Genomic DNA, 22,022 nt, shown 5'->3' with positions numbered 1-22,022 from the left:
CGCTTATCGCCTCGGATAAGGTGCGGTCTCCGTGCCGATAGACGCCCTGAGCTGGAGATGTGCTGCTGCCTGGCCACAGATCCCTGCGTAGACGAACTCGCGGGCGGCACTCGACGCAGCTAAGCCGTTATTCGGTCAGAACCCCGTCCGGCGGGGTCTTGGAGCCAGTCAGGGCCCCAGCCCTCATCCACGAACTTGGTCGCCGATTCCCAGTTCCAACCGCCGTAGGTGAACTCCGTAGGCCATCTCTTTGGCTCGGGGGCTTCAGCCCAGGCAAGTATCAGAGCGATGACCTGGAACCTGTCGGGGCCGGGAAGCCAGAACCATTCGCCTGACAGCCGGGACTCGCGGAGCGCATGGTGCAGCGTCCCCTCCCAATCGCCGTCCACGGTGAGTACGACTTCCAGGCGGCTGGGGTTTCCGGTTTGCAGGGCTGCAAGCCGCTGTAATGGAGGTTGGTTGGTCCGACCGATCTTGACGGCGTCGTGTCCGTCCATCGCTTGAGGTAGGTCTGGACGGTGCCGGAGCTCAACATGGTGGCGACACTAGTTGCTGCCTGTGACAGTTTGAATGGAGATCAAGACCGGTGTAAGGACTGAGCTGGCGATCCGTCCTCGGTACGCCTTACCTGGCGTCAGGCCCCATAAGCCAATGCACCGGCGACATCGGCGGCCAGGCCGTAGCCGGGGCTGTCGTCAAGGTGTTCCCTGCGCCGGTTGTAGAGCTGGGTGGTGCGGGAGTCCTTGTGGTCGGCCCACTGTTGGACCTTGTCCGGCCGGGCGTCCGGCTTCGCCAGGGCGTGGGTGACGGCGTCACCTTTCACGCCGTGCGGGCCGCGCAGCGGGAGCCCGGCGCGCTTGGCCAGGGACTGGAGGAGCCGCCACACGGCCGGTTCGTCGAGCTGGGCGCCGGATGCTGTACAGAACAGCCAGCCGGCCGTCCGGCCGTCGAGGTAGTCCTGGAGGGCGTCCCAGGCCACCGGAGGGATCGGCTTCTTCTTGCGGCCGCCTCCTTTGACCTTCTCCAGGAGCAGCACGTGGTGCCCCTTGTCGTAGCCGAGGTCTTCCACGCGGGCGTGGAGCAGGGAGTCGATGCGCAGGCAGCAGGTGTAGAGGATGAGCAGCAGGGCGTACGCGCGCTTGCGGTACGCGGCTACGCGGTGCTCGTCGCGCGCGGTGGCCACGAAGCGTGCCCACTCGGCTTCGGTGTAGCCGGGCGTGGGTGAATAGGTCGGGTCGACATACGGCCGCTGGACCGCGTCGAATGGGTTCTTCACCCCCTCGTCGCTGACCTTGTCCAGGTAGACGTAGAACGATGAGGCCGCCGACAGTGCGTTCTTGCGCGAGGCATCGGAGTACGGCTTGCCGGTCCGGACCATCTCGCCCCGCTGGCCGCCCTTGACGCGCACCCACGTCGGCGAGGTCTCCAGGTGCATTCGGAAGGTGTCGGCGAGGACGAACTTCACGGCCATCGGGTGCGTGCCGTGCTCCCGCGTGAACTCTTCGAAGACGCGGAAGCCGCGGGCGTAGGACTTCTGGGTGTTGGCCGATCGCTGGTGGGCGATCCAAGCCGCGGCGAGCGTCGGCAGCACGTCGTCTTCGCCGTAGATGGCGAGGAGGTAGTCGTACAGCTTCCGCGCGTGCTCCGGCCACAGAGCGCGGGGGTCGTGCCGGAGGGTCGTGAGCGTCGAGCGAGGCGAGCGGGCAACTTTCGAACCCGGCATGTCGGGCGATTCACCTGATTCCACTACATCCTGATCGGGCGTCAGAATACCCACAGGATAACTGTAATTATCCTGTGGTTTCATCCTGGCACGCTGAACGTCATTCCCTGGCTGACAGATACCGCGCGACCGACCTTGCGGGCCCGTTCGAACCTTCGCCACCGAACGCGAGCCCCGACGCTCGGCTCGCCGACGAAGCACGGCCGGTGGCCACCCGCGCCACCTCCGACCCCGGCCACGCTTCCATCTCCCTCACACACGTCCGGCCCGCAGTCGCCGACGGCGAGCGATCATCCCGGCGGGGCACCGCAAGCCCGCCAGGGCTGAGGAGCTGCCGACCCGGCGCGCCGGCCCGGACTGCCGCAATCCGACGTCACGGGTAACCGGCCGTGAACGGCCTCCCGGGGCCGTTGCCGGGCGCGCTCCGCCTCCTTCCGCACTTCCGGGTGTGAGTAGTCGACGTGCAGGAAATCCCGGTGAGAACGATCATGTTCGGCTAGCACACCGGTCCGTGGCATTGCTGAGGTTCGCGGCGAAGTGCGTCGGTCCGGAATTTGCGGCACTGGCGACGATTCTGCAAAATCGGAATGCGTATCTCCGCTTTCCCTTGCGGATGGCGCTCAAGTTTTCCTCAATTTCGTTGCGGACATCATTAACACTCGGTAAGTTTTCGCAATACCACAACTCGATCACCTCCGATCGGGCTGGTGAGGGCGGGTGATTTGCCCGTCACAAGGGAGGCATCATGAAAGCAATTTTACGTGGCCTCGGTCTCGCTACGACCGCCCTTGCGGTCGCTCTCATGTCTGGCGGTACAGCCCACGCGGGCACCGTGTTCACGGATTCCGGTGCGAAGTACAGCGGCTGCACGAACTATGTGTTCCTGTGGAACGCCGGAGACAAAATGTACGCATACGGCCAGGTGAACTGCGACAACGCGATTGTGATCGCCCGTCCCACCATTGCACTGTCCGGAAACAATGGTGTGACGTTTAAGACTAGCGGCAAGGCTTGCACCTATGCCAAGACTTGCCGGACTCCCACGGTCACAGTTAAGGCCACCAAGGCGTGGACCTACCGGGCCTCGAACTCGGGCGGTGGTTCAACGAGTGCCCCTTCCACGGGGGACCAGTGGCCGACGTCGTCAATCGCCTATGTGCAGGTCAAGCTTTAGCTCTTTCCGCAGGGAATGCGGAATAGGCGTTCACGGCCGGGCCAATCATCATGGCAGATGTTTAGCCAGAGTGGTTTTCATAAACAGAGCCAGTACCCTCCTTGACCGGGCTACCTCGGCTCCATACGGCGTACTGACCGGGGACGGCGGCAAAACCTGCCCGACACCGCCGTCCCCGGACCGGCCTCAGTACCTCGCCCGTGGCCCCCGCTGCTGCGGCGGAGTCACCGCGGCGGCCCGTGAGGCCGCGGGGCGGGGTGCCACTGCCTTCTGTCGCTGCTTGGCCTGGGCGGCCACCTTCTGCGCGAGGACCTCAGTCCTGTGGACGTTGGGGTGCTTCTCGGCGAGGACCTGTCGGCGCTGCTGCTCGGTGAGGGCCCGGGCGGCGTGGCCGCGCCAGTTCACGGCCCCCTCGCTCATCCGCCGACCCTGTCGACTTGGATCATGGCCTGTCAAAACATCTAACAGCAACACCGGTTTCCTGGGCGGTTCCTCCTCGGACCCCTAGAGCCCCGCACCGCTCGGGGCGGGGCTCTACTGCGCCACCTGGGAGCTGCCTAAGGACGGAACTCCTGGACGCCGGCCGCCGTCGGGTTCGGGGGCGGGGGCGACGTACTCGGCGACTGCCCGTCGGCACCACTCGGTCGTGGCCGGGCTGCGGGTCGCTTCGACCTCGCTGTTGAGCTGTTCTGGCCCTGGAGTCCTAGCTCAGCCACCAGCCGCAAACTAGGTCGCGGGTAGCCGCACGAGCCCCGTTTCCCCGTCCTGGGCGCCGTCGTTGGTCTGATCGAGTGATCGAGTGATCGAGTGATCGAGTGATCGAGTGATCGAGGCCAAAGGGCCGGGCGTGCGGCAAGAGTGGTCGCCAGAGGAGCTGTTGGCGAACTGGACGCTGGTAGACGGTGACTGGGACCTGGTGGCGAACAAGAGCGGGACGACCCGGCTCGGCTTCAGCCTCTTCCTGAAGTTCTTCGAGCTGGGGGGCCGGTTCCCCGATGTGCTGGAGGAGGTCCCGTCGGCCGCGGTGGAGTACGTCGCCGATCTGGTGAAGGTCCCGGCCGGCGACTTCGCGAAGTACCTGCTGGTCGGCCGGACTGCCGAGTACCACCGCAAGCAGATCCGTGAGGCCCTGGGCTTCCGGCCCTCGATGGTCGCGGACGAGAAGGCGCTGGCCGAGTGGCTGGCTGTGGAGGTCTGCCCGGTCGAGCTGGTGGAGGACCGGCAGCGCGAGGGCCTGCTGGCCGAGTATCGGGCTCGGAAGATCGAGCCGCCGGGCCGTACCCGGGTCGAGAAGGTCCTCGTCGCGGCGCGGGGCACTCGTCGCGGCGCGGGGCAAGTGGGAGAAGACGTTCTACGCCCGCACGATCGGCCGCCTCGGCGAGGCAGGAACGGCTCGGCTGCTGTCCCTCGTGACCGAGGACGACGAGGCGGGTACCGCGCTGCTGGCCGCGCTCAAGCGCGACCCGGGCGCGGTCGGCCTGGACTCCCTGCTCACGGAGATCACAAAGCTCAACGACGTGCGCAAGCTCGGGTTGCCCGACGGGCTGTTCACGGAATGCTCGGAGAAGCTGGTGGCTGCCTCGCGGGCACGGGCGGTCAAGATGTACCCCTCGGACTTCCGCGACACGGCGGAGGACGTACGGATCACCCTGCTCGCGACGCTGTGCTCGTCCCGGCAAGCGGAGATCACCGACGCCTTGGTCGATCTGCTGGTCGCCCTGGTCCACAAGATCAATGCTCGTGCCGAGCGGCGGGTGGAGAAGCAGCTCACCGCCGAGCTGAAGAAGGTCCGTGGCAAGGAGGGCATCCTCTTCAAGCTGGCGACGGCCGCCGTCGACAAGCCCGACGAGGTCGTACGCCGGGCCTTGTTCCCGGTGGTCGGGGAGAAGACGCTGCGCGAGCTGGTGGCCGAGGCGAAGGCGAACGAGAAGATCTTCAAGGCCAAGGTCCGCACCACGCTCCGGTCGTCGTACAGCTCGTACTACCGGCAGATGCTGCCGCCGCTGCTGAACACCCTGGGCTTCAAGTGCAACAACACCGCCTACCGGCCGGTGATGGACGCGATGAAGCTGCTGAAGAAGTACGCCGACGTCGACGGCAAGACCCGCTTCTACGACGCCACGGACGTGGTGCCGATGGACGGCGTGGTGCGTAAGGACTGGCGCGAGGCGGTCGTCGACGACAAGGGCAAGGTCGAGCGCATCCCCTACGAGCTGTGCGTCCTGGTCGCCCTGCGGGACGCGGTCCGCCGCCGCGAGATCTACGTCGAGGGCGCCGCCCGCTGGCGAAACCCGGAGGACGACCTGCCAGGCGACTTCGAGGCCACCCGCGCCGTGCACTACGCCGCGATCCGCCAGCCGCTGAACCCGAGGGCGTTCATCGCAGACCTGAAGAAGCGCATGACCGCGGGCCTGGACCGGCTCTCCGCCTCACTCGCGGACGGCTCAGCGGGCGGGGTGAAGGTCACCACCCGCAAGGGCGAACCGTGGATCACTGTGCCGAAGCTGGAGCCGCTGGACGAGCCCACCGGCCTCCAGGCGCTGAAGGACGAAATCGTACGACGCTGGGGAGTGCTCGATCTGCTGGACGTGCTGAAGGACTCCGACTTTCTGACCGGCTTCACCGAGGAGTTCTCCTCGGTGGCCGCCTACGAGCGCATCGACCGGCACGTCCTCCAGCGCCGTCTCCTGCTGGCGCTTTTCGCGCTCGGCACGAACATGGGCATCCGCGCGATCGTCGCGACCGGCGAGCACGCCGAGAGCGAGGCAGCCCTGCGGCACGTCCGCCGGCACTTCATCACCGTCGACAACCTCCGGGCCGCCGTCACCAGGCTGGTGAACGCCACCTTCGCCGCCCGCGACACCACATGGTGGGGCCGCGGCACCGCATGCGCGTCGGACTCGAAGAAGTTCGGGTCCTGGTCCTCGAAATTCATGACCGAGTACCACGCCCGCTACGGCGGCAACGGCGTGATGATCTACTGGCACGTCGAGCGGAAGAACCTCTGCGTCTACTCCCAGCTCAAAAGCTGTTCGTCGTCCGAGGTCGCCGCGATGATCGAGGGCCTGCTGCGGCACTGCACCGACGCCGAGATCGAGTCCAACTATGTCGACACGCACGGCGCCTCGGTGGTCGGGTTCGCCTTCACTGAGCTGCTCAACTTCCGGCTACTGCCCAGACTGAAGAACCTCGGCAGCATCCGCCTGTACCGCCCGGATGACGCCCCGCCCGGCTGGCCCGCCCTCGGCGCATCGCCGACCCGGCCGATCCGCTGGGAACTGATCGAGCAGCAGTACGATCAGATGGTCAAGTACGCCACCGCGCTCCGCCTGGGGACTGCGGAGGCCGAGCAGGTGCTGCGGCGCTTCACCCGCGGCGGCCCCAAGCACTCCACCTACCAGGCCCTCGAAGAACTCGGCCGCCCGGTGCGCACGGTCTTCGCCTGCGACTACCTCGCCAGCCCCGGCCTGCGCCGGGAGATCCACGGCGGGCTCCAGGTCGTGGAGAACTGGAACAGCGCCAACACCGTGCTGCACTACGGCAAGGACGGAGCCCTGACCGGCCCCGACAAGGAGCACGCCGAGACCTCGATGCTCGCCCTGCACCTCCTCCAGTCCGCGCTCGTGCACGTCAACACTCTGCTGGTGCAGCAGGTCCTGGCCGAACCAGCCTGGTCGAAGAAGGCTCAGCAACGAGGATCGACGCGGCCTGACCGCGCTGTTCTGGTCCAACGTCAACCCGTACGGAACCTTCCGCCTTGACATGGACGCCCGGATCGACCTGGGGCCGGTTGTCGTCGTGCCGCGCCCCCGCACATCTGCCGGCGCCGCCGACCGATCACGCACCCAGACACGCTGAGGGATTTCCGGGCTTCGTCGACGACGCGGCCGGCCCCGCGAACCGGCCTCACAGCGCCCACTACCGCTCCGTGACCCACGTCACAGCCGGTTCCTGTCAGGAATCGGGTCGCTGTCCCGCTCAAGTCACCGAAGGCAAGCGAATCGACAGGAGCGAGACATGAAGCACCGCATCGTCGTCCTCGGCGCCGGCTACGCCGGGGCCTACGTGGCCGGGACCCTGGCCCGTCGGCTGTCGCCGGCGGACACCGAGATCACCGTGGTCAACGCCGAGCCCGACTTCGTCCAGCGGCTGCGGCTGCACCAGCTCGCGGCCGGCCAGGAGATCGAGGCCCCACAGCTCGCCGACGTCTTCGCGGGCACGGCGGTACGGCTGCGCCGGGCCCGTGTCACCACCGTCGACCCCGAGCGCCAGGTCGTCGCCGTGGCCGATGCCAACGGCGGCGGCGAGCTCGGCTACGACACACTCCTCTACGCGCTCGGCAGCCACGGTGCGGACCACAGCGTCCCCGGCGTGGCCGAGCACGCCTTCGACGTCGCTACCCGGCCCTCCGCGCTGCGCCTGCGCGAGCGCCTGGACAGCCTGAGCAAGCGGGACGCAGGCGGGAGCGTCCTGGTCGTCGGCGACGGGCTGACCGGCATCGAGACCGCCACCGAGATCGCCGAGTCCCGGCCCGGCCTGTCGGTGACGCTTGTCGCACGCGGAGAGCTGGGCGCCCCGCTCTCCGCCGGAGCCCGCAGCCACCTGCGCCAGACCTGTGACCGGCTGCGCATCACCGTCTTGGAACACACCAGCGTCGAAGCCGTCGAAACGGCGCGTGTGCTGTGCGCCGACGGCAGCGCCCTGGCCTCCGACGCCACCGTGTGGACGGCCGGGTTCGCGGTCAGCCCCATCGCCGCCGCGAGCGGGCTGGAGGTCACCGAGGACGGCCGGATCGTCGTCGACCGCACCATGCGGTCGGTCTCGCACCCGAACGTCTACGCCGCCGGCGACAGCGCCTACGCCATCGGCGACAACGGCCGGCCGCTGCCGATGTCCTGCGCCTCGGCCGGCTACACCGGCCGTCAGGCCACGGACGCGATCGTGGGACGCCTGACCGGCCGCGAGATCGCCAACACCAAGCTGGAGTACGTCGGCAACCACATCAGCCTCGGGCGGCGGGACGGGATCCTGCAGATGGTCGACGACCAAGGGCAGGCCAAGCCCAAGTACATGGGTGGCCGGAAGGCCGCACGGATCAAGGCGGGCATCGTCAGGATGTCCCTGTGGGCCACCAAGCACCCAACCTTCTGCCTGCCCAAGCGCAAGCACCACCTGGCCGCCGCGCCGGACGCGTCCCCCGCCGAGAAGGCGATCGCGTAGCCGCGCCCTCCACCTCACTGGTCAATACGGCAATCCACCCGGGCTCGGGCCGTGTTCCGGCGTCGGATCCGAAACCCCGCTCCCCGGCGATGAACTCCCTCCTCCGAAGGAGAAGCCATGTCCGCACAGGCCGCGACCGCAGCCGACCCGTCGCCCTCCCCCTGGCCGACAGTGGTCAAAGCGGTCGCCTTGCTCACGGTGACCATCAGCCTGCTGCTCACCGCCTTCGCCTGGCCGTCGGTACGCTCATCGGTGCATGACGTGCCGATCGCCGTCGCCGGGCCCGCTGCCGCCGTCAAGCGGATCACTCCCGTACTCGACCAACGGCTTCCCGACGGCTTCAAGGTCACCGAGGTCGCCGACACCACCACCGCCGAACAGCTGATCCGCGACCGCAAGGTGTACGGGGCGATCGACCTGAGCTCCGGCGCCCCACATGTCATCACCGCATCAGCCGGGAGCACCGCCGTCGCCCAGGCCCTGAACGGCCTCGCCATCGGCCTCAGCCAGGTCCCGGGACACGGCACCGCTGTCGCCGCCCGCGACCTCGTACCGCTGCCGGCCGACGACCCGCGCGGCGCCGGACTCGCTGCCGGAGCCCTGCCGCTGGTCATGGGCGGCCTTCTCGCCGCCCTGCTGCTGACCAGGCTCGTCCACGGCAGCGTCCACCGCGTCACCGGAGCACTCTCCTTCGCCCTCACCGGCGGACTTGCCGCAGCAGCGATCCTGCAGTTCTGGCTCGGCTCACTCGACGGTTCCTACTGGGCCAACTCCGGCGCCGTCGCCCTGACCATCGCGGCCACCTCGCTGACCATCCTCGGTTTCGAATCCCTGCTCGGGTACGCCGGCTTCGGCCTCGGCGCCGCCACCATGATGCTCATAGGCAACCCCCTCTCGGGCACCGCGACCGCACCCGAGATGCTCCCCGGCTGGTCCGGCACCCTCGGCCAACTGCTACCGCCCGGGGCCGGCGGCCGGCTGCTGCGCTCCACCGCCTTCTTCGACGGCCACGGCGCCACCGCCGCCGCCACCGTCCTGGCGACGTGGTGCACGCTCGGCACGGTGCTGTGCCTGGCCGGCAACCTCCGCCGCCGTTCCACCGCCACGGCCGCAGACCCCGCAGCACGGCCGGCCCTGCCCGTGACCGTCTGACCCCCCACAGCACTTGCCGACTGCGGGAGGTGCCCGCACCACGGGAAACGGAGCGTCTTAGGGTGGCCCGCATGGACAGCACCGCCGCGGATCTCTTCGACACAAGCCGGTTCGAGGCCAGCCGCAGCCGGCTGGCCTCGCTGGCGTACCGGCTGCTGGGCTCCGCCACCGACGCCGAAGACGCGGTGCAGGATGCGTTCTTGCACTGGCAGGCCGCGGACCGGCAGCGGATCAAGGTACCGGAGGCGTGGCTGACCAAGGTCGTCACCAACCTGTGCCTGGACCGGCTCCGCTCGGCACAAGCCCGCCGCGAACGCACCGCCGGTGCCTGGCTGCCCGAACCGCTCCTCGACGGCGACCCGATGCTCGGCCCGGCCGACACATTCGAGCAGCGCGAATCGGTCTCCCTGGCCCTGCTGACGCTCTTGGAGCGCCTGTCCCCCGTCGAACGGGCCGTCTACGTCCTGCGCGAAGCGTTCTCCTACCGCCACGCCGAGATCGCCGAGATCCTCGACATCACCGAGTCCGCGAGCCAACAGCACCTGCACCGGGCCCGGCGCCGCATCACCGCCGCCCGCAGCGGCGGCGCCGAAGTCGACCCCGCATCCGCCCGCAGGATCGTCGAAGAATTCCTCGCCGCCGCCACCTCAGGCCGCACCGAACGGCTGGTGGCACTGCTCACCGACGACGCGACCGCGATCTCCGACGGCGCCGGCGGCCTGGCCACGACCCTGCTGCGGTACGACACCCCGCACCGCATCGCCGCCGTCGTACGGGCCGGCTTCAAGCCCACAGACGCGAAGCGGCGCATGGTCGGTGGCACGCCCGCCGTGCACTACGCGCTCGTCAACGGAGCCCCCGCCATCCTCTTCGTGGTCGGCGACCAGGTCGTCGGTTCCACGATGTTCGACATCGTCAACGGCAAGATCGCAACCATGCACGGCATCGCCGCCCCCCACCGCCTCTCCCGCCTCACCGAAGCCTGGCGGCAGCACGAACCGGCCGCGCCGCTCATCGCCCAGTGGTGACCCAGCTGCCCCCGGCCAGGCCCAGCACCCGCCCCGGCCGGGTGAGCCGGCCGGCCGGGTGCCAAGGAACGCAACGGCCTTCCCACATGTGCCGATGCGGGACGCGCCCGTGTTTCATAGGTGGTCGCTCATGCAACACCCGGCCGGGCGGCCGTCCACCTGCGCCGATCATGTTTCACGAGTTGTTGCAATCACCTGGACATCTGAAACAGCCTCATGAAACAGTTCGGGGTCGTGAGTGACGACTTCAAGCGCGTGGAATCGCACGACTGCCCGATGCCCACCTGTGCCGCCCCCGCGGGCTCTCCATGCCGGACCGGCAAGGGCAAGGTGGCGATCCAGTACCACACCGCCCGCTTCCGCCTGGTGCCCCAACTCGCCAAGGCGCTCAGCGTGCCGACCCCCGCCGTACGCAAGCCGGGCTCGGCATGGACCGAACTACCCCGGCCCGTGCGCGCCGGCGCCGAACCGGTCGGACACGTCCGCCTCGGCTACGCCCGCGCCTCGACCGCCCGGCAGTCCCTTGACGCACAACTCGACTCCCTCGCCGAGGCCGGGGTCACCCGGGTCTTCTCGGAGAAGATCTCCACCCGCGCCACCAAGCGTCCCGAGCTGGAGGCCGCCGTGAAGCTCGCCGGGGAGATCCGCTCCTCCGGCGTCGCCGTCACCCTCGTCGTGCACGAGCACAAGCGGCTCGGCCGCGGCATCGAACTCGCCATGCTCGCCGAGGAGCTGAAAGCGAGCGATGTCGGCCTGGAGTTCCTCACCGGAGAACTGAAGGGCTCGCACGACCCGTCCGGCATCGTGTTCACCGTGCTCGCCGCTATGTCTGGCATGGAGCGCGAGTACATCCGCGACCGCACTCTCGAAGGCCACGAGAGCGCGCGGAAGCGCGGCAAGACCATCGGCGGCGCCGGGGTCACCGACGACGACATGCTGTCCATGGCTCTCCACCTGCGCGACCAGGAGATGAGTCTGCGCGACATCGCCAAGCGCCTCGTCATCACCACCGGCGCCAAGAGGGGCCAGCACCCCTCACCCGCCACCGTCATGCGGATGCTGCGGGAGCACGACGAACAGGCCGCCACGGCGGCAGGCGCATGATCATCCGGCTAGTTTGCGGCTGGTGTCTGAGCTAGGACTCCAGGGCCCTCAAGCAGCTCCCTGTATGCGAAGCGGCCCCTGGCGGCGCGATGCTGACCGCGCTCACCGCCCTCGGCAGCACAAGACCGGCGCAGTGCACCGACTACTTCTGTGCAGGACCCTCTCGGACCAAGGCGAAGCCGGCGCCGAGTGTGCGCCGAGTCGTCCGGGAGCCGGACTCCGCTCGCGGGGCGGACAAAGATCGACCACATCGCAACGGGACCAGATGGAGTACTCCGTAGATGAGGACACCTACGCGAGTCGTCTCCGTTCTGATCATTGGCCGCCTTGCAGAATGCGCAGAACCTCTCGAGCTGTCCGCCTACTTCGATGCGCGTCCAGGGCGAGAGGCTCTGCAAGCGTTCCAGTTCGTTGACGCATTCATTCCAGAGCCGCGCATCCATGGCGCGGGGTCGGTCGCGTGGCAACAAAGACCACAGTCCTCTCTCTGACGGGATCGCTTAGCCCTCAAGGAAGCGCTGAAGCCATCCCCGCGAGACGCCGCCTCCCTCCAGGCCATCCGGCCACCAGTAAGGGAACCCAGGGCGGTATGCCGTCACCCAGTCATTCAACGCCTCTACAAAGCGCTCCTGCTCCGGAACCGAGTCAAGTTCAACAGGAGGTCTCGGAGGCGTCGAACGTCTCCTTCGTGCCTTCTCCAGATTCGTTCGTCTCGTGAAGAGCCACGCGATGGTGGAGGAGCCCGCAGCCCTCCGCCCCGGCTCCTCAACCATGAGGACCTGCTCCAGCAACCGTTGACTCGGCAGCCGCTCCCCTGCCAGTACGGCGTACACAGTGGACCGGGAGATTCCTTGCGGTGCGGTGATCTCCCGGACCGAGTAGCCGTTGCTGCTGACCGCGTCACGCAGCCGATCGGCAAACTCCGACAACTCTCCTGAACCGGAATCAACTGGCTTCCAGTGCGCGGGCATTGGCCCCCCCAATGATGTCCTGCGATGTCCTGCGACAACTAGTGATTCAGTAGCGTGCCATCCGTGGCTTTTGGTCGTCACCGGAAACGGCGACGGCCCCCTGCGCCAACAGGGAGCCGCCTTCACGAATGCATGGACGTACTCGACCGAAGGAGAAGTCATCCATACCAACGACGACCGTATGCGCAAGCCCGCTCCTCAGCCAAGCTCTGACCAGCCTGGATCGGTTCGACGGCTGACCAGCACAGCTGTCGAGGGCCTGGTCAAGGGTGCCGCGACGTCTCTCGGGGCGCTGCTCGTCTCCGCCGCAATCCTGTGGTGGAACACGCATCAGTAACACCCCGGCGGGGCGCCAGACGCACTGGCGCCCCGCCGGCGACAACACGTCTCGGTGAAGGGTTCGACCACCCTCCATTCGCCAGACGCCCTAGCTGGTGCGTCAGCTGCCCGGGCCTGCACCCAGCACCCGGCGCCCAAGCATGGTGGGGGCGGCCTGTGCCGGAGCGTGCGGGAGGCAGTCCTCCTTCGCCGCCCGCTCCGCAGCGTTCCGCCGAGGGCCTGTTGTCCACCTACCGGGTGGTACCGGACTGAGCAGGATGCGGGGAGTGCTGCACGGGGTTCGTCGACGCCTGACCGAAGCCCGGGGCCAGCAGTACTGCGAGCACGGTGACGACGGCCGTCGCTGTCAGGATCGAAGTGCCCAGGTCCCCACGACCCGCGGTCCCGTGGGTCGTGCGCGCGGTGTACTTGAAGACCGACACGCCGACCGCAAGACCCACGATCATGAGCAGGGCCGCCAGCGGCGCGATCTGAATGGTCACGAAGTTCCTCCAGGCTGTGGCCGCCGTCGAACGGCGGCAACTCGTCTGCGTACGCAGACCTCAGCTCTTCCATGGAGAAACGCGGGGTTGACAGCAAGAAAGCCCGATCCATCACGGATCACGCCTCGTCTGTCCCACAGCCCAGCCAGGAAGAACCGGGCGCGTAGACGCACGGCATTCTTGGTCGGCAGGTCCTCGGACTACCGCCCAAGTTGGGCGGTACACCGTTGTGGGACAGTTCCGGATTCACACCGGATTCCCCTGCGACGATCAACGGGGCGATTCTACAGGCCGTGTTGCCCATCAATCGATCCATTTCGAGACGCTCCTGCGGCAAGACCGTTCCGGCCGGGTCAGGCGAGGCCGGTGGAGGCGTTGTCGTCCCATCCGTCGTCGCGCTGCATGTAGCCGAGCATGGAGCGGGAGTGGCGGGCCCAGCCGCCCTGGTCGGCGATGGCGATGCCGTCGCGGCCCTTGCGGCGGGCGACGGAGGCCAGGCCGATGCGCAGGGAGTGCCCGGTCCAGGCGATCGGGACGCCGGCCCGGGTGGAGATCCGTTTGGTGGCGCGGGTGACGGAGTCCGGTCCCATGCCGCCGGTGATGTGCCCCCACCGGTCGATACCGACGAAGGCCGGCGTCGAGGAGTCGGCCCACTGTTCTCCGTGCTCGGCGACCAGGCGGGTGCGGTACGTGGTCCACGCGCGCACCGGGCAGATCCCGGGATCGTCGGCGTAGCCGATCTTGGCGTTGCGGACGCTGTGCTTGGTTTTGCCGGTGAGCACGGCGACGACCAAGCCGCGGGGGTGCAGGGTGACGTCGCCGGAGAGGAGTCCGGCCGGGTCCTGGCTGCGGCTGGCGTAGTGGAAGCCGGTCAGCGTGAGCGCCTTGTCCCGGTCGCCGGTGAGGGTGTCGGGGCAGGCGCGGGCGAGGGTGCGCAGGCCGTCGATGTCGGCGCCGACGGCCTGGCCGCGGCCGCGCCGCTCGCCGGCCTGCAGGAGCTTGACCTCCAGTCCGGCCAGCGCTTTGCGGCCTGCGGCCTGGTCGTCGCCGCTGACGTCGACGCCGCGCTGACGCAGACCGGTGACGGCGCCGGCGAGGTGGGTGTCGGCGGAGGTCGGTGCGTAGCCCTTGCCGTTCTGCTGGCCCTCGCGCAGCATCCAGGCCACGAACGCCACCAAGGCGCCGCGGGAACCCTCGACCTCCGGCAAGCTCGCGTACGCGCAGAACCGGGTCCACACCTGCCAGCTCTTGGCGTAGGTGTCGACAGTGTTGTCCGGGGTGAGCTCGGCGGCAACGGCGTCGGCCAGGTTCTCGACCTCGGCGAGCCGGCGGGCGGCGTCGATGCCGTGGCGCTGCGCCCAGCGTTCGATCAGCGCCTGGCGTTCGTCGCCCGGGTCGGGAACGGGCTGGTGCCCGCCGACGTCGTCGGCGGGCACCAGCATGACGGCGGTGGTCACAGAGCTTCCAGCTCGGCGCGCCGCTTCTGAGCCGCGGCCTCCCGCTCGGCAAGCAGCCGGCGGGCGCCCTCGACCGCGTCGTCAGCATCGAGGTGGTGAACCAGCCGCCACTGACGGGCGTCGTACCCGGGAGTGCCCTCCCACGGCCAGACCAGCCACACCAGCCGGTTCCACGCCTGCTTGCGGGCCTTGAGCGTCTCGGGCTCCTCGTCGTCGAAGCACTCGCTGAGGGTGTCGATGTGCAGGCCGACCGCTTCCTTCATGGTGCGGGCGGCTCCTACCCGGTACGCGGGCGTGTCTCCGACCGCGTCCTCACCTCCCTGCCCCGCGTAGCCCTCGTACCCGCGGGTCCCGAACGGTCCCTGCCCCTGGCAATGATCGAAGCCGAGCTGCGCAAGGACGAGCCGGGGCGCCAGGCCCTCCTCGACCGCTTGCTCGACACCTTGCTCATCACCACTCTCAGGGACTGGTTCGACCGCTCCGAAGCCGGTGCGCCGGCCTGGTACCGGGCGCACGGCGACCCGGCCGTCGGGCACGCCCTGAAACTCATCCACACCGAACCCGCCCGCCCCTGGACCGTCGCCTCCCTCGCCGCCGAGACAGGCATGTCACGCGCACGCTTCGCCCTGCGCTTCGCCGACCTCGTCGGCCAGCCGCCCATGACCTACCTCACCGAGTGGCGCCTGTGCCGCGCCGCGGACCTTCTCGCCGATACGGACGCGACGCTCGACGCCATCGCCCGCCGGGTGGGCTACTCCAACGCCTACACCCTGAGCGTGGCCTTCAAGCGCGCCAGCGGCATCCGCCCGAGCGAACACCGCGCCGCCGCACGCAGCGTCCGGTCTCCAGCGCATGGCCTGCACCGCCCGCAGGCCGCCGAACCCGCGCCGGACGCCCCTGTGCCGGTGCCGCCGGGCTCGGCGCAGGCCAGGTCGGACCAGGAGCGCTCGATGCGGCTGCTGAAGGCGATCGACCAGGCCGCCGACGACGGGCGGGCGGGGGAGCTGCCGGAGTTCGAGCGGATCGTCCTCTTCGGCGTCGCCGAACTCCCCGGCCGGCAGTACCCGCCGCCGGGCCACGGCTACCCGCGTACCTGAACCGGGGGCCGCACCGTTCCAGAATCCTGGAACGGTGCCCGCCCGGTCACCGGGCCCAGTCGACGCCGAGTTCGGCGAGCGCGGCGAGCTGCGCCGGGTCGAGTCGGTCGCGGCGGGCCTTCTGGTTCCCGATCCAGATCCCGGTGCGGTGCTCCACCCCGTCGGGCAGGACCTCGACCACGCCGCGCCCCGGCAGCCGGCCCTCTCGCGCGACGTACTGCGCGAGCGCCTCCTCCACGCCCTTCTGGAACGCCCCGCCGCCTGTGCCCGGCCTGGACGCCACGGCAGCCTTCGCGGGGGCTGTGCGGGTCTGTACGGCCTTCTTCACGCCCAGCTCGCCGAGCCTGCGCTGCTGCTCCGCGTTCAGCTTCCCGAAGTCGCGGCGTTGGGTGGTGAGCCAGCGGCCGACGTTCTCGCCGTGGACGGTGACGCCGGGTACGACGTCGTCGAGGCGGGCGCCGTCGGCGAGGAGTTGGGTGAGGTAGGCGTGGTGGCGTTGCCAGTCGACCGTCCACCCGTTCTCGCGCTGGTTCCAGTCCGGATCGACCGCGGCCAGCTGTTCGGCCCGCCGGCGGGCGCGGTCGGGGTCTTTCCCGAGCCCGCCGGGGCGTCGGATGTTCGTCAGCCACTGCCCAATGGCCTTGTCCAGGGCGGTCGCGTGCCGCGGGGCGGCCAGGGTCCCGTGGATCTCGTAGTAGGCGCGCGCGGCGGCGAGGTTCTCGGCGAACCCCTGGTCGGCGGTATCCCACACGATGCCCAGCTCCTCCAGTTCGGCCGCCCGCTCCCCGGTCATCTGCCCGGCCCGGTACGCACGCCGCTGATCGGAGAGCCACCGTCCCAGCGGGTAGGCGCCCTCCGTGTGCTCGTACGGGACGTCCAGGTGCTCCTCGCGCTGCCGGTAGCGGTACGCGGCCTCGACGCCCCGCTTCCAGTCCTGGCGTTCGGTGTTGATGACCGTGTAGCTGATCCACCTCGCGATGACAGGGTCGCGGGGGGTCGCGAACCGGAGCAGCATCCGATCATCCGGCTCGCCCTCGGCGGGCTCCGGACCGACCGGAAGCGACGGGTCGACAACGCGTTTCTGGTTCTCCTGTGGAATTGCCAGCATTTCCACAGCCTTTTCATCGTGCGCCCGAAGACCTTCCAAAACCCGAATGAGAGGGCGGTACGAGTTCGAGGTAAGCATGTCCTCGGGCTTCTCGTCCTCGGCCAAGAACACCGGAACGATCAACGTCGCCATCTTGCCCTGATGCGGGTTCTGCCGGAGCGCCCGGCCGATCGCCTGGACGATGTCCACAGCCGATCCCTTCGGGTCGATCAGGGCCACCGAATCGGTACTTCGAATATCGACTCCCTCACCCAGGACCCGACAATTCGACAGCACGGCGCGCCCGACCCGGCGCCCGAAGTCGGCCAGCACGGACTGCCGGTGGGAGCCCTCATGCTCCCCGCACAGCCACCCCGCCCACACCCGCTCGGGGTGCCGCTGCGGGTCCACGGCGTGGAGCCGGGCCGCGACCCGGGGCAGCCCGGCGGCGAAGGCCTCCGCCTCGACCGTGCGGTGGTGAAAGGTGATCGTGGTCTGGAGGTCGTGGGCCGCCATGGTCTCCAGCAGCGCGGTCTGCGTTGCCGCGAGCCGCTGACCCCGAAGCTGCTCCTCATACCGCTCCTCGCTGAAGAGCCGTTTCGGAGTGACGACGGGGTCGGTCAGCTCGGCGATGACGATCTGATACCTCGCCAGCAGCCCACGGGAGATCGCCGATGCCAGCGACAGCTCGTAGACGACGGGCCCGAACACCTTCTCGTCGTCCATGGAACAGGCCAGCTCACGCGGCAGCCGGTTCCACGCCCGCCGTGTCCGACCCGACGTCTCCTCGTCCACGACGGACACCTGCGCCTCGTACAGCTCCTGCTCCGCCCGCGACCGCGGGGGGCGCTCCTTCCAGATCCGGGGCGTCGCGGTCATGTAGAGCCGGCGCATGGCCGGGATGACCTCCTGGTGGTGGATGTCCGCCCACGCCTTCCCCGCCGACCCCGACCGTCCGGTGCGCCTCGTCGACGACGACCAGGTCGAAGACGTCCATTGGCAACCCGTACGCGCCTTCGTGGGCTTCGGCGAGGACCGGCAGGGAGGCGTAGGTGGCGTAGACCGTGACGGGACCCCGGCCGTGCCAGAGCCCGAGCTGCGGCGCCGACGTCGTCGCGCGCACCCCCAGGGCCCACAGGACGGGGTCGTCCTCCAGGGAGCACACCGCGACCGCGGGCCCGGTGTGGCCGGCGCTCCGCCATTCCCGGGCCGTCTGTGTCAGTAGGTCCAGGGTCGGCAGTAGCACCAACACCCGTCCGTGCCGGGCCAGCCGAAGTGCCGCCGCGGCCGCGATGAACGTCTTTCCGGTTCCGCATGCGGCCACCACGGTGGCGCGCAACCCGGTCTCCGGAATCCGCTTTCCCGGGGGAATGTCCAGGGCACGGACGATGGCTTCGACGGCTTCTTCCTGGTGGGGCCGCAGCCTGATGCTCCAAGGTCAGCTGGGGGCCATGAGGTGAAGGTGGACGGGGTCGAAGTTGTCGGTGGGGTCGCCATGGAACTGACCGATGCGTATCCGTCGGCAGGCGATCAGGCCCACCCCGTGGTCGTGATGGAGCGCCAGTACGAGGAGCGGCCTCCGTGTGAGCGTGAGAGCGCCCGAGGACTCGACCTCGCGGATCTGGGCCTCGTCGGCTGTGGTAATGCGGAGGCTCTTGAAGGATCGGATGATTCGCATGTACTCGACTGCCTCGAAGTGAACTCCCAGACCGGGCGCGGTGTCAGTTTCCGGGCTGGCGAGGAGGAGCTGGGAGTGCCCGACTCCATAGCGCCATACACGAAAGGTGCGGTCGCTGATCCAGTCAATGACATCCTGCATTCGAAACTCCACTGAAACGAAATGGCGGGAAAACCCCGCCAGGGGAGGTGGTAGCGGTTTTTTCGGGATCCTACACAATTACACGCATCACTTTACGTGTGATGCAGGCTGGTGCCGTCACGGTGGACCGGTCCGTACCGGATCCGGTAGGGGTTGGAAGGTAGGCGTGGGAGGTAAAGGGGGGCGCCGGTGATGTGCTGGGTGGGGGTGTTGGGGTAGACGGCACTCGACAGACGTCTGTGGCGTTGGATGAGGGGGTGCTCGGGCATGGAGCTTGCTGGGACGACGTGGCCTGACGGATCGCTGGGGAAAGTGCTGGCGGTGGTCCTGTTCGTCGTCTTCGTCTGTATGTTCTCCTGGGGCTTGTACCGGAAGAAGCGCTGACGCTCGGGGGAGCTGAGCCCCCCAGGGGGCCGTGAGGACCCTGGGGGGAAGCGAACCACTCAACGGGTCGTGGGCCCGGACCCCGCGAAACGGGGTTACCCAGGCCTGTGCGCAGCAGGCTGTTCGGGCAGAGCCGGAATCAGTCCAGAGTGAAGCGCAGGACACCGGCCCGAAAGAGCCGGCCAGGCTCGGCATGGCCGAGCCTGGCGAGCGCAGCGAGGCGGTTTCTCCCCGCTACGCGCTCCCCGCTACGCGCTCCCCGCTACGCGCTCCCCGCTACGCGCTCCCCGCTACGCGCTCCCCGCTACGCGCTCCCCGCTACGCGCGCAGCGCGTAGCGGGGCAGGGGATCCAGCAGTCCGATCTCGAAACGGCCACGGCGCTGTTAGGCGGTACCCCGCTGAGCCCCGTCTCCTTGCTGCTTGAGGGGTCTGTGTGCGGGCTTTTTGGTCAGTGGGTTGTGGTTCAGAGTGTGATGCGTGTCCATGTGTCGCCGCCGCGGAGCCAGAGGGCTCCGTCGCGGCCTTGGGTGCAGGCTCTGCCCGTGGGTTCGGGGAGGGTCAGTTTCTCCTGTGTGGTGATGACCCAGGTGTTGTCGATGAGTTCTGCGTGGTTCAGTTCGATGCCGGGCCGGTTGTGGAAGCTGTGGGTGAGGATCATCCGGTTGCCTTGGACGGTGAGTCCGTCGATGTCCCTGATCGGGATTTTCCAGCTGGTTTCCTCTTCGGTGGCGGGATTGACCCGTGTGAGGAAGGCGCCTTCGGGGCTGTACCAGGCGTGCCAGGCCAACGTTCCCTCAGTCGCGCCTGCTAGAGAACCGAGAGGCAGCATGGGTAGGTGCTGCGGTGTCCATGTGTGGTCGCCGTCGGTGTTCCAGCGTGCGAGGCCGGCGCGGGACGCGGGGTGGTCGCCGTAGATGCCTTGGTCGCCGTGGGAGGTCCAGATGCCTCCGTCGCGGTCGCCGATGGCGTATTCGATGCATTCGCCGAGGGATATGTGGTTCATCGGGTAGCCGCCGGGCGAGTACACGACGAAGCCGTCCTCCCGATGGTCGCCGAGTAGGAATCGGGACCATGAGAGGAGGATCAGGCCGCCGGTCGATGTGGTGATGCCGGGCAGGGTTGTGCGGTGTTCCATCCCGTTTTTGACCACGATTAGCAGGCCGTCGCACGTGGTGGCTACGCGCCAGCCGATCCAGCCTTTGACGTAGGGGGAACGGTGCAGGTTCTGTTCCTGGACCAGGATCACTCCGAGTGTGCCGTCCGGTCCGATGTCCCACCACAGTGCTCGCCATCCGGCTTGGGCGTCCTTGGAGGAGAGGCTCCATACGATGGGCAGCTGGCGAGTGGTCATGGGCATGCACCTCAGGGACTCCGGGCCCCGACGGCACCCGAAGCGAGCGACCTTACCCGGGCGAGTCAGTAGCAGCCGACCCCGGGAGCTTCGCACGACAGGAAGTCGCCCGGACAATGTGAGCCGTCAGCGCCAGCCGCCCGCGGAGTGGGGCTGGCCCTTGAGGTGGAACCGGAAGGACCCGGGTCGGACCGGGCCAACGGGTGATAGGCCCTATGAGGCCGGCGTGATCGGGCCATGCTGCGTGTTGTTGAGTTCTTTGTGGCTCCGGATGACGGGGCGGTGGCTGCTGTGGGCCCGAGGAGTCGTGGTCATGGGTTTCCGGCGTTGGGGTGTGCGGTTTTCTATCCTGATGATGCGGTGGGGGACTGGGAGGTTCCCCTCGTCGGGGGTGTGGCATCGGACCCGCGTGTTGTGGTGCCGATGAAGAATGACTGTTTCATGGTGTTCGAGGTTCTCGGGAGACTGTGTTCGGCGTTGGCGGTGGCGAGTAGGAGCCGGCTTGTTGAGGTTGCGGCCCAGTGGGTTGAGCTTACTGAGGGGAAGGACGGGGCGCCGGCAGGGATGGCGGTTGAGGTCCTCACAGAGGTAGCCGATCTGGCAGACCTGGGCCAGCCTCTGTACTGCTGGTACTTCGCTCCCTGAGCCAGACCGGGACGGCTACCCCGGGTTTGAGGCAGTTCCCTCGGGTCGGCCTCTACTGTGGACGCGCCTCGCTCTGCGGACAAGCCAACAGACCGAAGGCCTGACCTGCGAAGCCGGGTTGCGTAGGTATTTACGAGATCGGAGTTTGCGTGTCTGAATCTAATAGTGCTCTTATCGATGCGTTCACGAATTGGGGTTCACTTCATCAGAAAGTAAGTGAATACACTAGTTCCCTACTTTGTGATCACAATTTTGTCGATGGAGCAGAGCTTGTTCACTACCTGCAGATCGATCCGCAGAGCGATGCTGTAAAGATCGCTTCGATGCATCGGTTCGTGATCTCTGTCGGATCCGATTTTGAGCGCTCCTACGATGTTTCTATCGACGCGGAAGTACTGGTGGAGAAAGGCGCTTCTGCCCACTCGTTCCGTGTCTACGCCGAACTAGAAGAGCAGGTAGGGAGTTTCAAGGAAGGAAGTAATGAACTGTTCATGAGTAGGGGCAGGCACAGCACGCTCGCTGAGGCGATGGGAGGTCTAGAGCACGCACTCGAAGAACTGCGCGGCGCACCTGACTTCCTTGCTCCATTTGAGGTCCCGCACTCGTAAGTTGCAAGGAGCGTGGAGGGGGATGATGGCGGTGAAGAGTGAGTGCCTGGCCTGCGGAGCAGGCCTGGGGTCCTGGAGGCGGAGCCGGAAGGCCCCGGCGTGGGGGAGCGGAGCGGACCCGCCCAACGGGCCGAAGGCCCGGACCCCGTGAAACGGGGTCACCTCCCGCGCGGAGCGCGGGAGTCTTTGGGCCTGCGGAGCAGGCCTGCTCTGGTGGAGCGCAGCGGAACCAGAGCCAGTCCGGAGCGAAGCGAAGGACTCCGGCCGACGGCCGGCCATGGCTGGGAGCGAAGCTCCCAGCCATGGCCCGAAGGGCCCGCCCGAGCGCAGCGAGGGCGTTCGGTCCTGAGCGCGCAGCGCTCAGGGACCCGCTCCGCGGG

Annotated in this window: 18 protein-coding genes and 2 pseudogenes; 10 read left to right on the top strand and 10 right to left on the bottom strand. The window is 68.2% G+C overall.

Annotated features, from left to right (window positions below):
• Positions 1-119 precede the first annotated feature (119 nt).
• Together ACZ4XJ_RS27355 and ACZ4XJ_RS27350 are read right to left on the bottom strand one after the other, a co-directional pair.
• Complete coding sequence (locus ACZ4XJ_RS27355; protein ID WP_468497747.1) at positions 120-497, bottom strand: GIY-YIG nuclease family protein; 378 nt, start codon at positions 495-497, stop codon at positions 120-122.
• Positions 498-634: 137 nt separating this feature from the next.
• Complete coding sequence (locus ACZ4XJ_RS27350) at positions 635-1,723, bottom strand: tyrosine-type recombinase/integrase (protein WP_468497746.1); 1,089 nt, start codon at positions 1,721-1,723, stop codon at positions 635-637.
• A 745-nt stretch (positions 1,724-2,468) separates the two neighbouring features.
• Between ACZ4XJ_RS27350 and ACZ4XJ_RS27345 the strand changes: the two genes are divergently transcribed.
• On the top strand, positions 2,469-2,897 hold the full coding sequence (locus ACZ4XJ_RS27345) for a hypothetical protein (protein WP_468497745.1): 429 nt from the start codon (positions 2,469-2,471) through the stop codon (positions 2,895-2,897).
• Positions 2,898-3,083: 186 nt separating this feature from the next.
• Here ACZ4XJ_RS27345 and ACZ4XJ_RS27340 read toward each other — a convergent pair whose 3' ends face one another.
• Positions 3,084-3,317, bottom strand: a complete 234-nt coding sequence (locus ACZ4XJ_RS27340) for a hypothetical protein (RefSeq protein ID WP_468497744.1) — start codon at positions 3,315-3,317, stop codon at positions 3,084-3,086.
• Positions 3,318-3,720: 403 nt separating this feature from the next.
• Here ACZ4XJ_RS27340 and ACZ4XJ_RS27335 point away from each other — a divergent pair.
• The 6 genes and pseudogenes from ACZ4XJ_RS27335 to ACZ4XJ_RS27310 all read left to right on the top strand — a co-directional run.
• Positions 3,721-4,143: pseudogene (locus ACZ4XJ_RS27335) on the top strand (DUF4158 domain-containing protein); the annotation flags it as partial.
• Positions 4,082-6,658 (top strand): Tn3 family transposase, encoded by a 2,577-nt coding sequence (locus ACZ4XJ_RS27330; RefSeq protein WP_468497888.1) that lies wholly within the window; start codon positions 4,082-4,084, stop codon positions 6,656-6,658. The pseudogene ACZ4XJ_RS27335 and the gene ACZ4XJ_RS27330, both read left to right, overlap by 62 nt.
• 256 nt (positions 6,659-6,914) lie before the next feature.
• The gene (locus ACZ4XJ_RS27325; RefSeq protein ID WP_468497743.1) at positions 6,915-8,117 is read left to right on the top strand and encodes an NAD(P)/FAD-dependent oxidoreductase; all 1,203 of its coding nucleotides are present in this window, start codon (positions 6,915-6,917) and stop codon (positions 8,115-8,117) included.
• Positions 8,118-8,234: 117 nt separating this feature from the next.
• Complete coding sequence (locus ACZ4XJ_RS27320) at positions 8,235-9,269, top strand: ABC transporter permease (RefSeq protein ID WP_468497742.1); 1,035 nt, start codon at positions 8,235-8,237, stop codon at positions 9,267-9,269.
• Between the two features lie 71 nt (positions 9,270-9,340).
• Positions 9,341-10,297: a sigma-70 family RNA polymerase sigma factor gene (locus ACZ4XJ_RS27315; protein ID WP_468497741.1), complete on the top strand. Its 957-nt coding sequence runs from the start codon at positions 9,341-9,343 to the stop codon at positions 10,295-10,297.
• Positions 10,298-10,531: 234 nt separating this feature from the next.
• Complete coding sequence (locus ACZ4XJ_RS27310) at positions 10,532-11,401, top strand: recombinase family protein (RefSeq protein WP_468497740.1); 870 nt, start codon at positions 10,532-10,534, stop codon at positions 11,399-11,401.
• Positions 11,402-12,941: 1,540 nt separating this feature from the next.
• Here ACZ4XJ_RS27310 and ACZ4XJ_RS27305 read toward each other — a convergent pair.
• The 3 genes from ACZ4XJ_RS27305 to ACZ4XJ_RS27295 form a co-directional block, all read right to left on the bottom strand.
• The gene (locus ACZ4XJ_RS27305; protein WP_468497739.1) at positions 12,942-13,193 is read right to left on the bottom strand and encodes a hypothetical protein; all 252 of its coding nucleotides are present in this window, start codon (positions 13,191-13,193) and stop codon (positions 12,942-12,944) included.
• A gap of 353 nt (positions 13,194-13,546) precedes the next feature.
• Entirely contained in the window at positions 13,547-14,650 is a 1,104-nt protein-coding gene (locus ACZ4XJ_RS27300; protein WP_468497738.1) for a site-specific integrase, read from the bottom strand.
• The gene (locus ACZ4XJ_RS27295; RefSeq protein ID WP_468497737.1) at positions 14,647-14,913 is read right to left on the bottom strand and encodes a hypothetical protein; all 267 of its coding nucleotides are present in this window, start codon (positions 14,911-14,913) and stop codon (positions 14,647-14,649) included. Before ACZ4XJ_RS27295 ends, ACZ4XJ_RS27300 begins: the two co-directional genes overlap by 4 nt.
• Here ACZ4XJ_RS27295 and ACZ4XJ_RS27290 point away from each other — a divergent pair.
• The gene (locus ACZ4XJ_RS27290) at positions 14,890-15,747 is read left to right on the top strand and encodes a helix-turn-helix domain-containing protein (protein WP_468497736.1); all 858 of its coding nucleotides are present in this window, start codon (positions 14,890-14,892) and stop codon (positions 15,745-15,747) included. The two genes, ACZ4XJ_RS27295 and ACZ4XJ_RS27290, sit on opposite strands and share 24 nt — an antisense overlap.
• Positions 15,748-15,793: 46 nt before the next feature.
• Here the strand turns inward: ACZ4XJ_RS27290 and ACZ4XJ_RS27285 are convergent, their stop codons facing one another.
• The 4 genes and pseudogenes from ACZ4XJ_RS27285 to ACZ4XJ_RS27270 all read right to left on the bottom strand — a co-directional run bounded on the left by ACZ4XJ_RS27285 (position 15,794) and on the right by ACZ4XJ_RS27270 (position 20,389).
• Positions 15,794-17,728 (bottom strand): helicase associated domain-containing protein, encoded by a 1,935-nt coding sequence (locus ACZ4XJ_RS27285; protein WP_468497735.1) that lies wholly within the window; start codon positions 17,726-17,728, stop codon positions 15,794-15,796.
• A 112-nt stretch (positions 17,729-17,840) separates the two neighbouring features.
• Positions 17,841-18,206 (bottom strand): annotated as a pseudogene (locus ACZ4XJ_RS27280) (DEAD/DEAH box helicase family protein); the annotation flags it as partial.
• Positions 18,207-18,272: 66 nt separating this feature from the next.
• A complete protein-coding gene (locus tag ACZ4XJ_RS27275) occupies positions 18,273-18,653 on the bottom strand; it encodes a hypothetical protein (protein ID WP_468497734.1) in 381 nt (126 codons plus the stop codon).
• 848 nt (positions 18,654-19,501) lie between these two features.
• Positions 19,502-20,389 (bottom strand): hypothetical protein, encoded by an 888-nt coding sequence (locus ACZ4XJ_RS27270; protein ID WP_468497733.1) that lies wholly within the window; start codon positions 20,387-20,389, stop codon positions 19,502-19,504.
• A 237-nt stretch (positions 20,390-20,626) separates the two neighbouring features.
• Between ACZ4XJ_RS27270 and ACZ4XJ_RS27265 the strand changes: the two genes are divergently transcribed.
• Both ACZ4XJ_RS27265 and ACZ4XJ_RS27260 read left to right on the top strand, forming a co-directional pair.
• Positions 20,627-21,034: a hypothetical protein gene (locus ACZ4XJ_RS27265; protein WP_468497732.1), complete on the top strand. Its 408-nt coding sequence runs from the start codon at positions 20,627-20,629 to the stop codon at positions 21,032-21,034.
• A gap of 149 nt (positions 21,035-21,183) precedes the next feature.
• Positions 21,184-21,642, top strand: coding sequence for a hypothetical protein (locus tag ACZ4XJ_RS27260; RefSeq protein ID WP_468497731.1), 459 nt, complete (start codon positions 21,184-21,186; stop codon positions 21,640-21,642).
• Positions 21,643-22,022: the final 380 nt, after the last annotated feature.

The organism is Streptomyces sp. NPDC029836, assembly GCF_055574495.1.
The sequence above is the reverse complement of the archived record's forward strand: the minus strand, read 5'-3'. Positions and strand labels throughout refer to the sequence as shown.

Bases quoted from the DNA above. Each gene is read 5' to 3' on its own strand.
- ACZ4XJ_RS27350 (WP_468497746.1), bottom strand. From the start codon at position 1,723: ATGCCGGGTTCGAAAGTTGCCCGCTCGCCTCGCTCGACGCTCACGACC.
- ACZ4XJ_RS27345 (WP_468497745.1), top strand. From the start codon at position 2,469: ATGAAAGCAATTTTACGTGGCCTCGGTCTCGCTACGACCGCCCTTGCG.
- ACZ4XJ_RS27275 (WP_468497734.1), bottom strand. From the start codon at position 18,653: ATGCAGGATGTCATTGACTGGATCAGCGACCGCACCTTTCGTGTATGG.
- ACZ4XJ_RS27295 (WP_468497737.1), bottom strand. From the start codon at position 14,913: ATGAAGGAAGCGGTCGGCCTGCACATCGACACCCTCAGCGAGTGCTTC.
- ACZ4XJ_RS27265 (WP_468497732.1), top strand. From the start codon at position 20,627: ATGCTGCGTGTTGTTGAGTTCTTTGTGGCTCCGGATGACGGGGCGGTG.
- ACZ4XJ_RS27315 (WP_468497741.1), top strand. From the start codon at position 9,341: ATGGACAGCACCGCCGCGGATCTCTTCGACACAAGCCGGTTCGAGGCC.
- ACZ4XJ_RS27340 (WP_468497744.1), bottom strand. From the start codon at position 3,317: ATGAGCGAGGGGGCCGTGAACTGGCGCGGCCACGCCGCCCGGGCCCTC.
- ACZ4XJ_RS27320 (WP_468497742.1), top strand. From the start codon at position 8,235: ATGTCCGCACAGGCCGCGACCGCAGCCGACCCGTCGCCCTCCCCCTGG.
- ACZ4XJ_RS27325 (WP_468497743.1), top strand. From the start codon at position 6,915: ATGAAGCACCGCATCGTCGTCCTCGGCGCCGGCTACGCCGGGGCCTAC.
- ACZ4XJ_RS27285 (WP_468497735.1), bottom strand. From the start codon at position 17,728: ATGCGCCGGCTCTACATGACCGCGACGCCCCGGATCTGGAAGGAGCGC.
- ACZ4XJ_RS27355 (WP_468497747.1), bottom strand. From the start codon at position 497: ATGGACGGACACGACGCCGTCAAGATCGGTCGGACCAACCAACCTCCA.
- ACZ4XJ_RS27270 (WP_468497733.1), bottom strand. From the start codon at position 20,389: ATGACCACTCGCCAGCTGCCCATCGTATGGAGCCTCTCCTCCAAGGAC.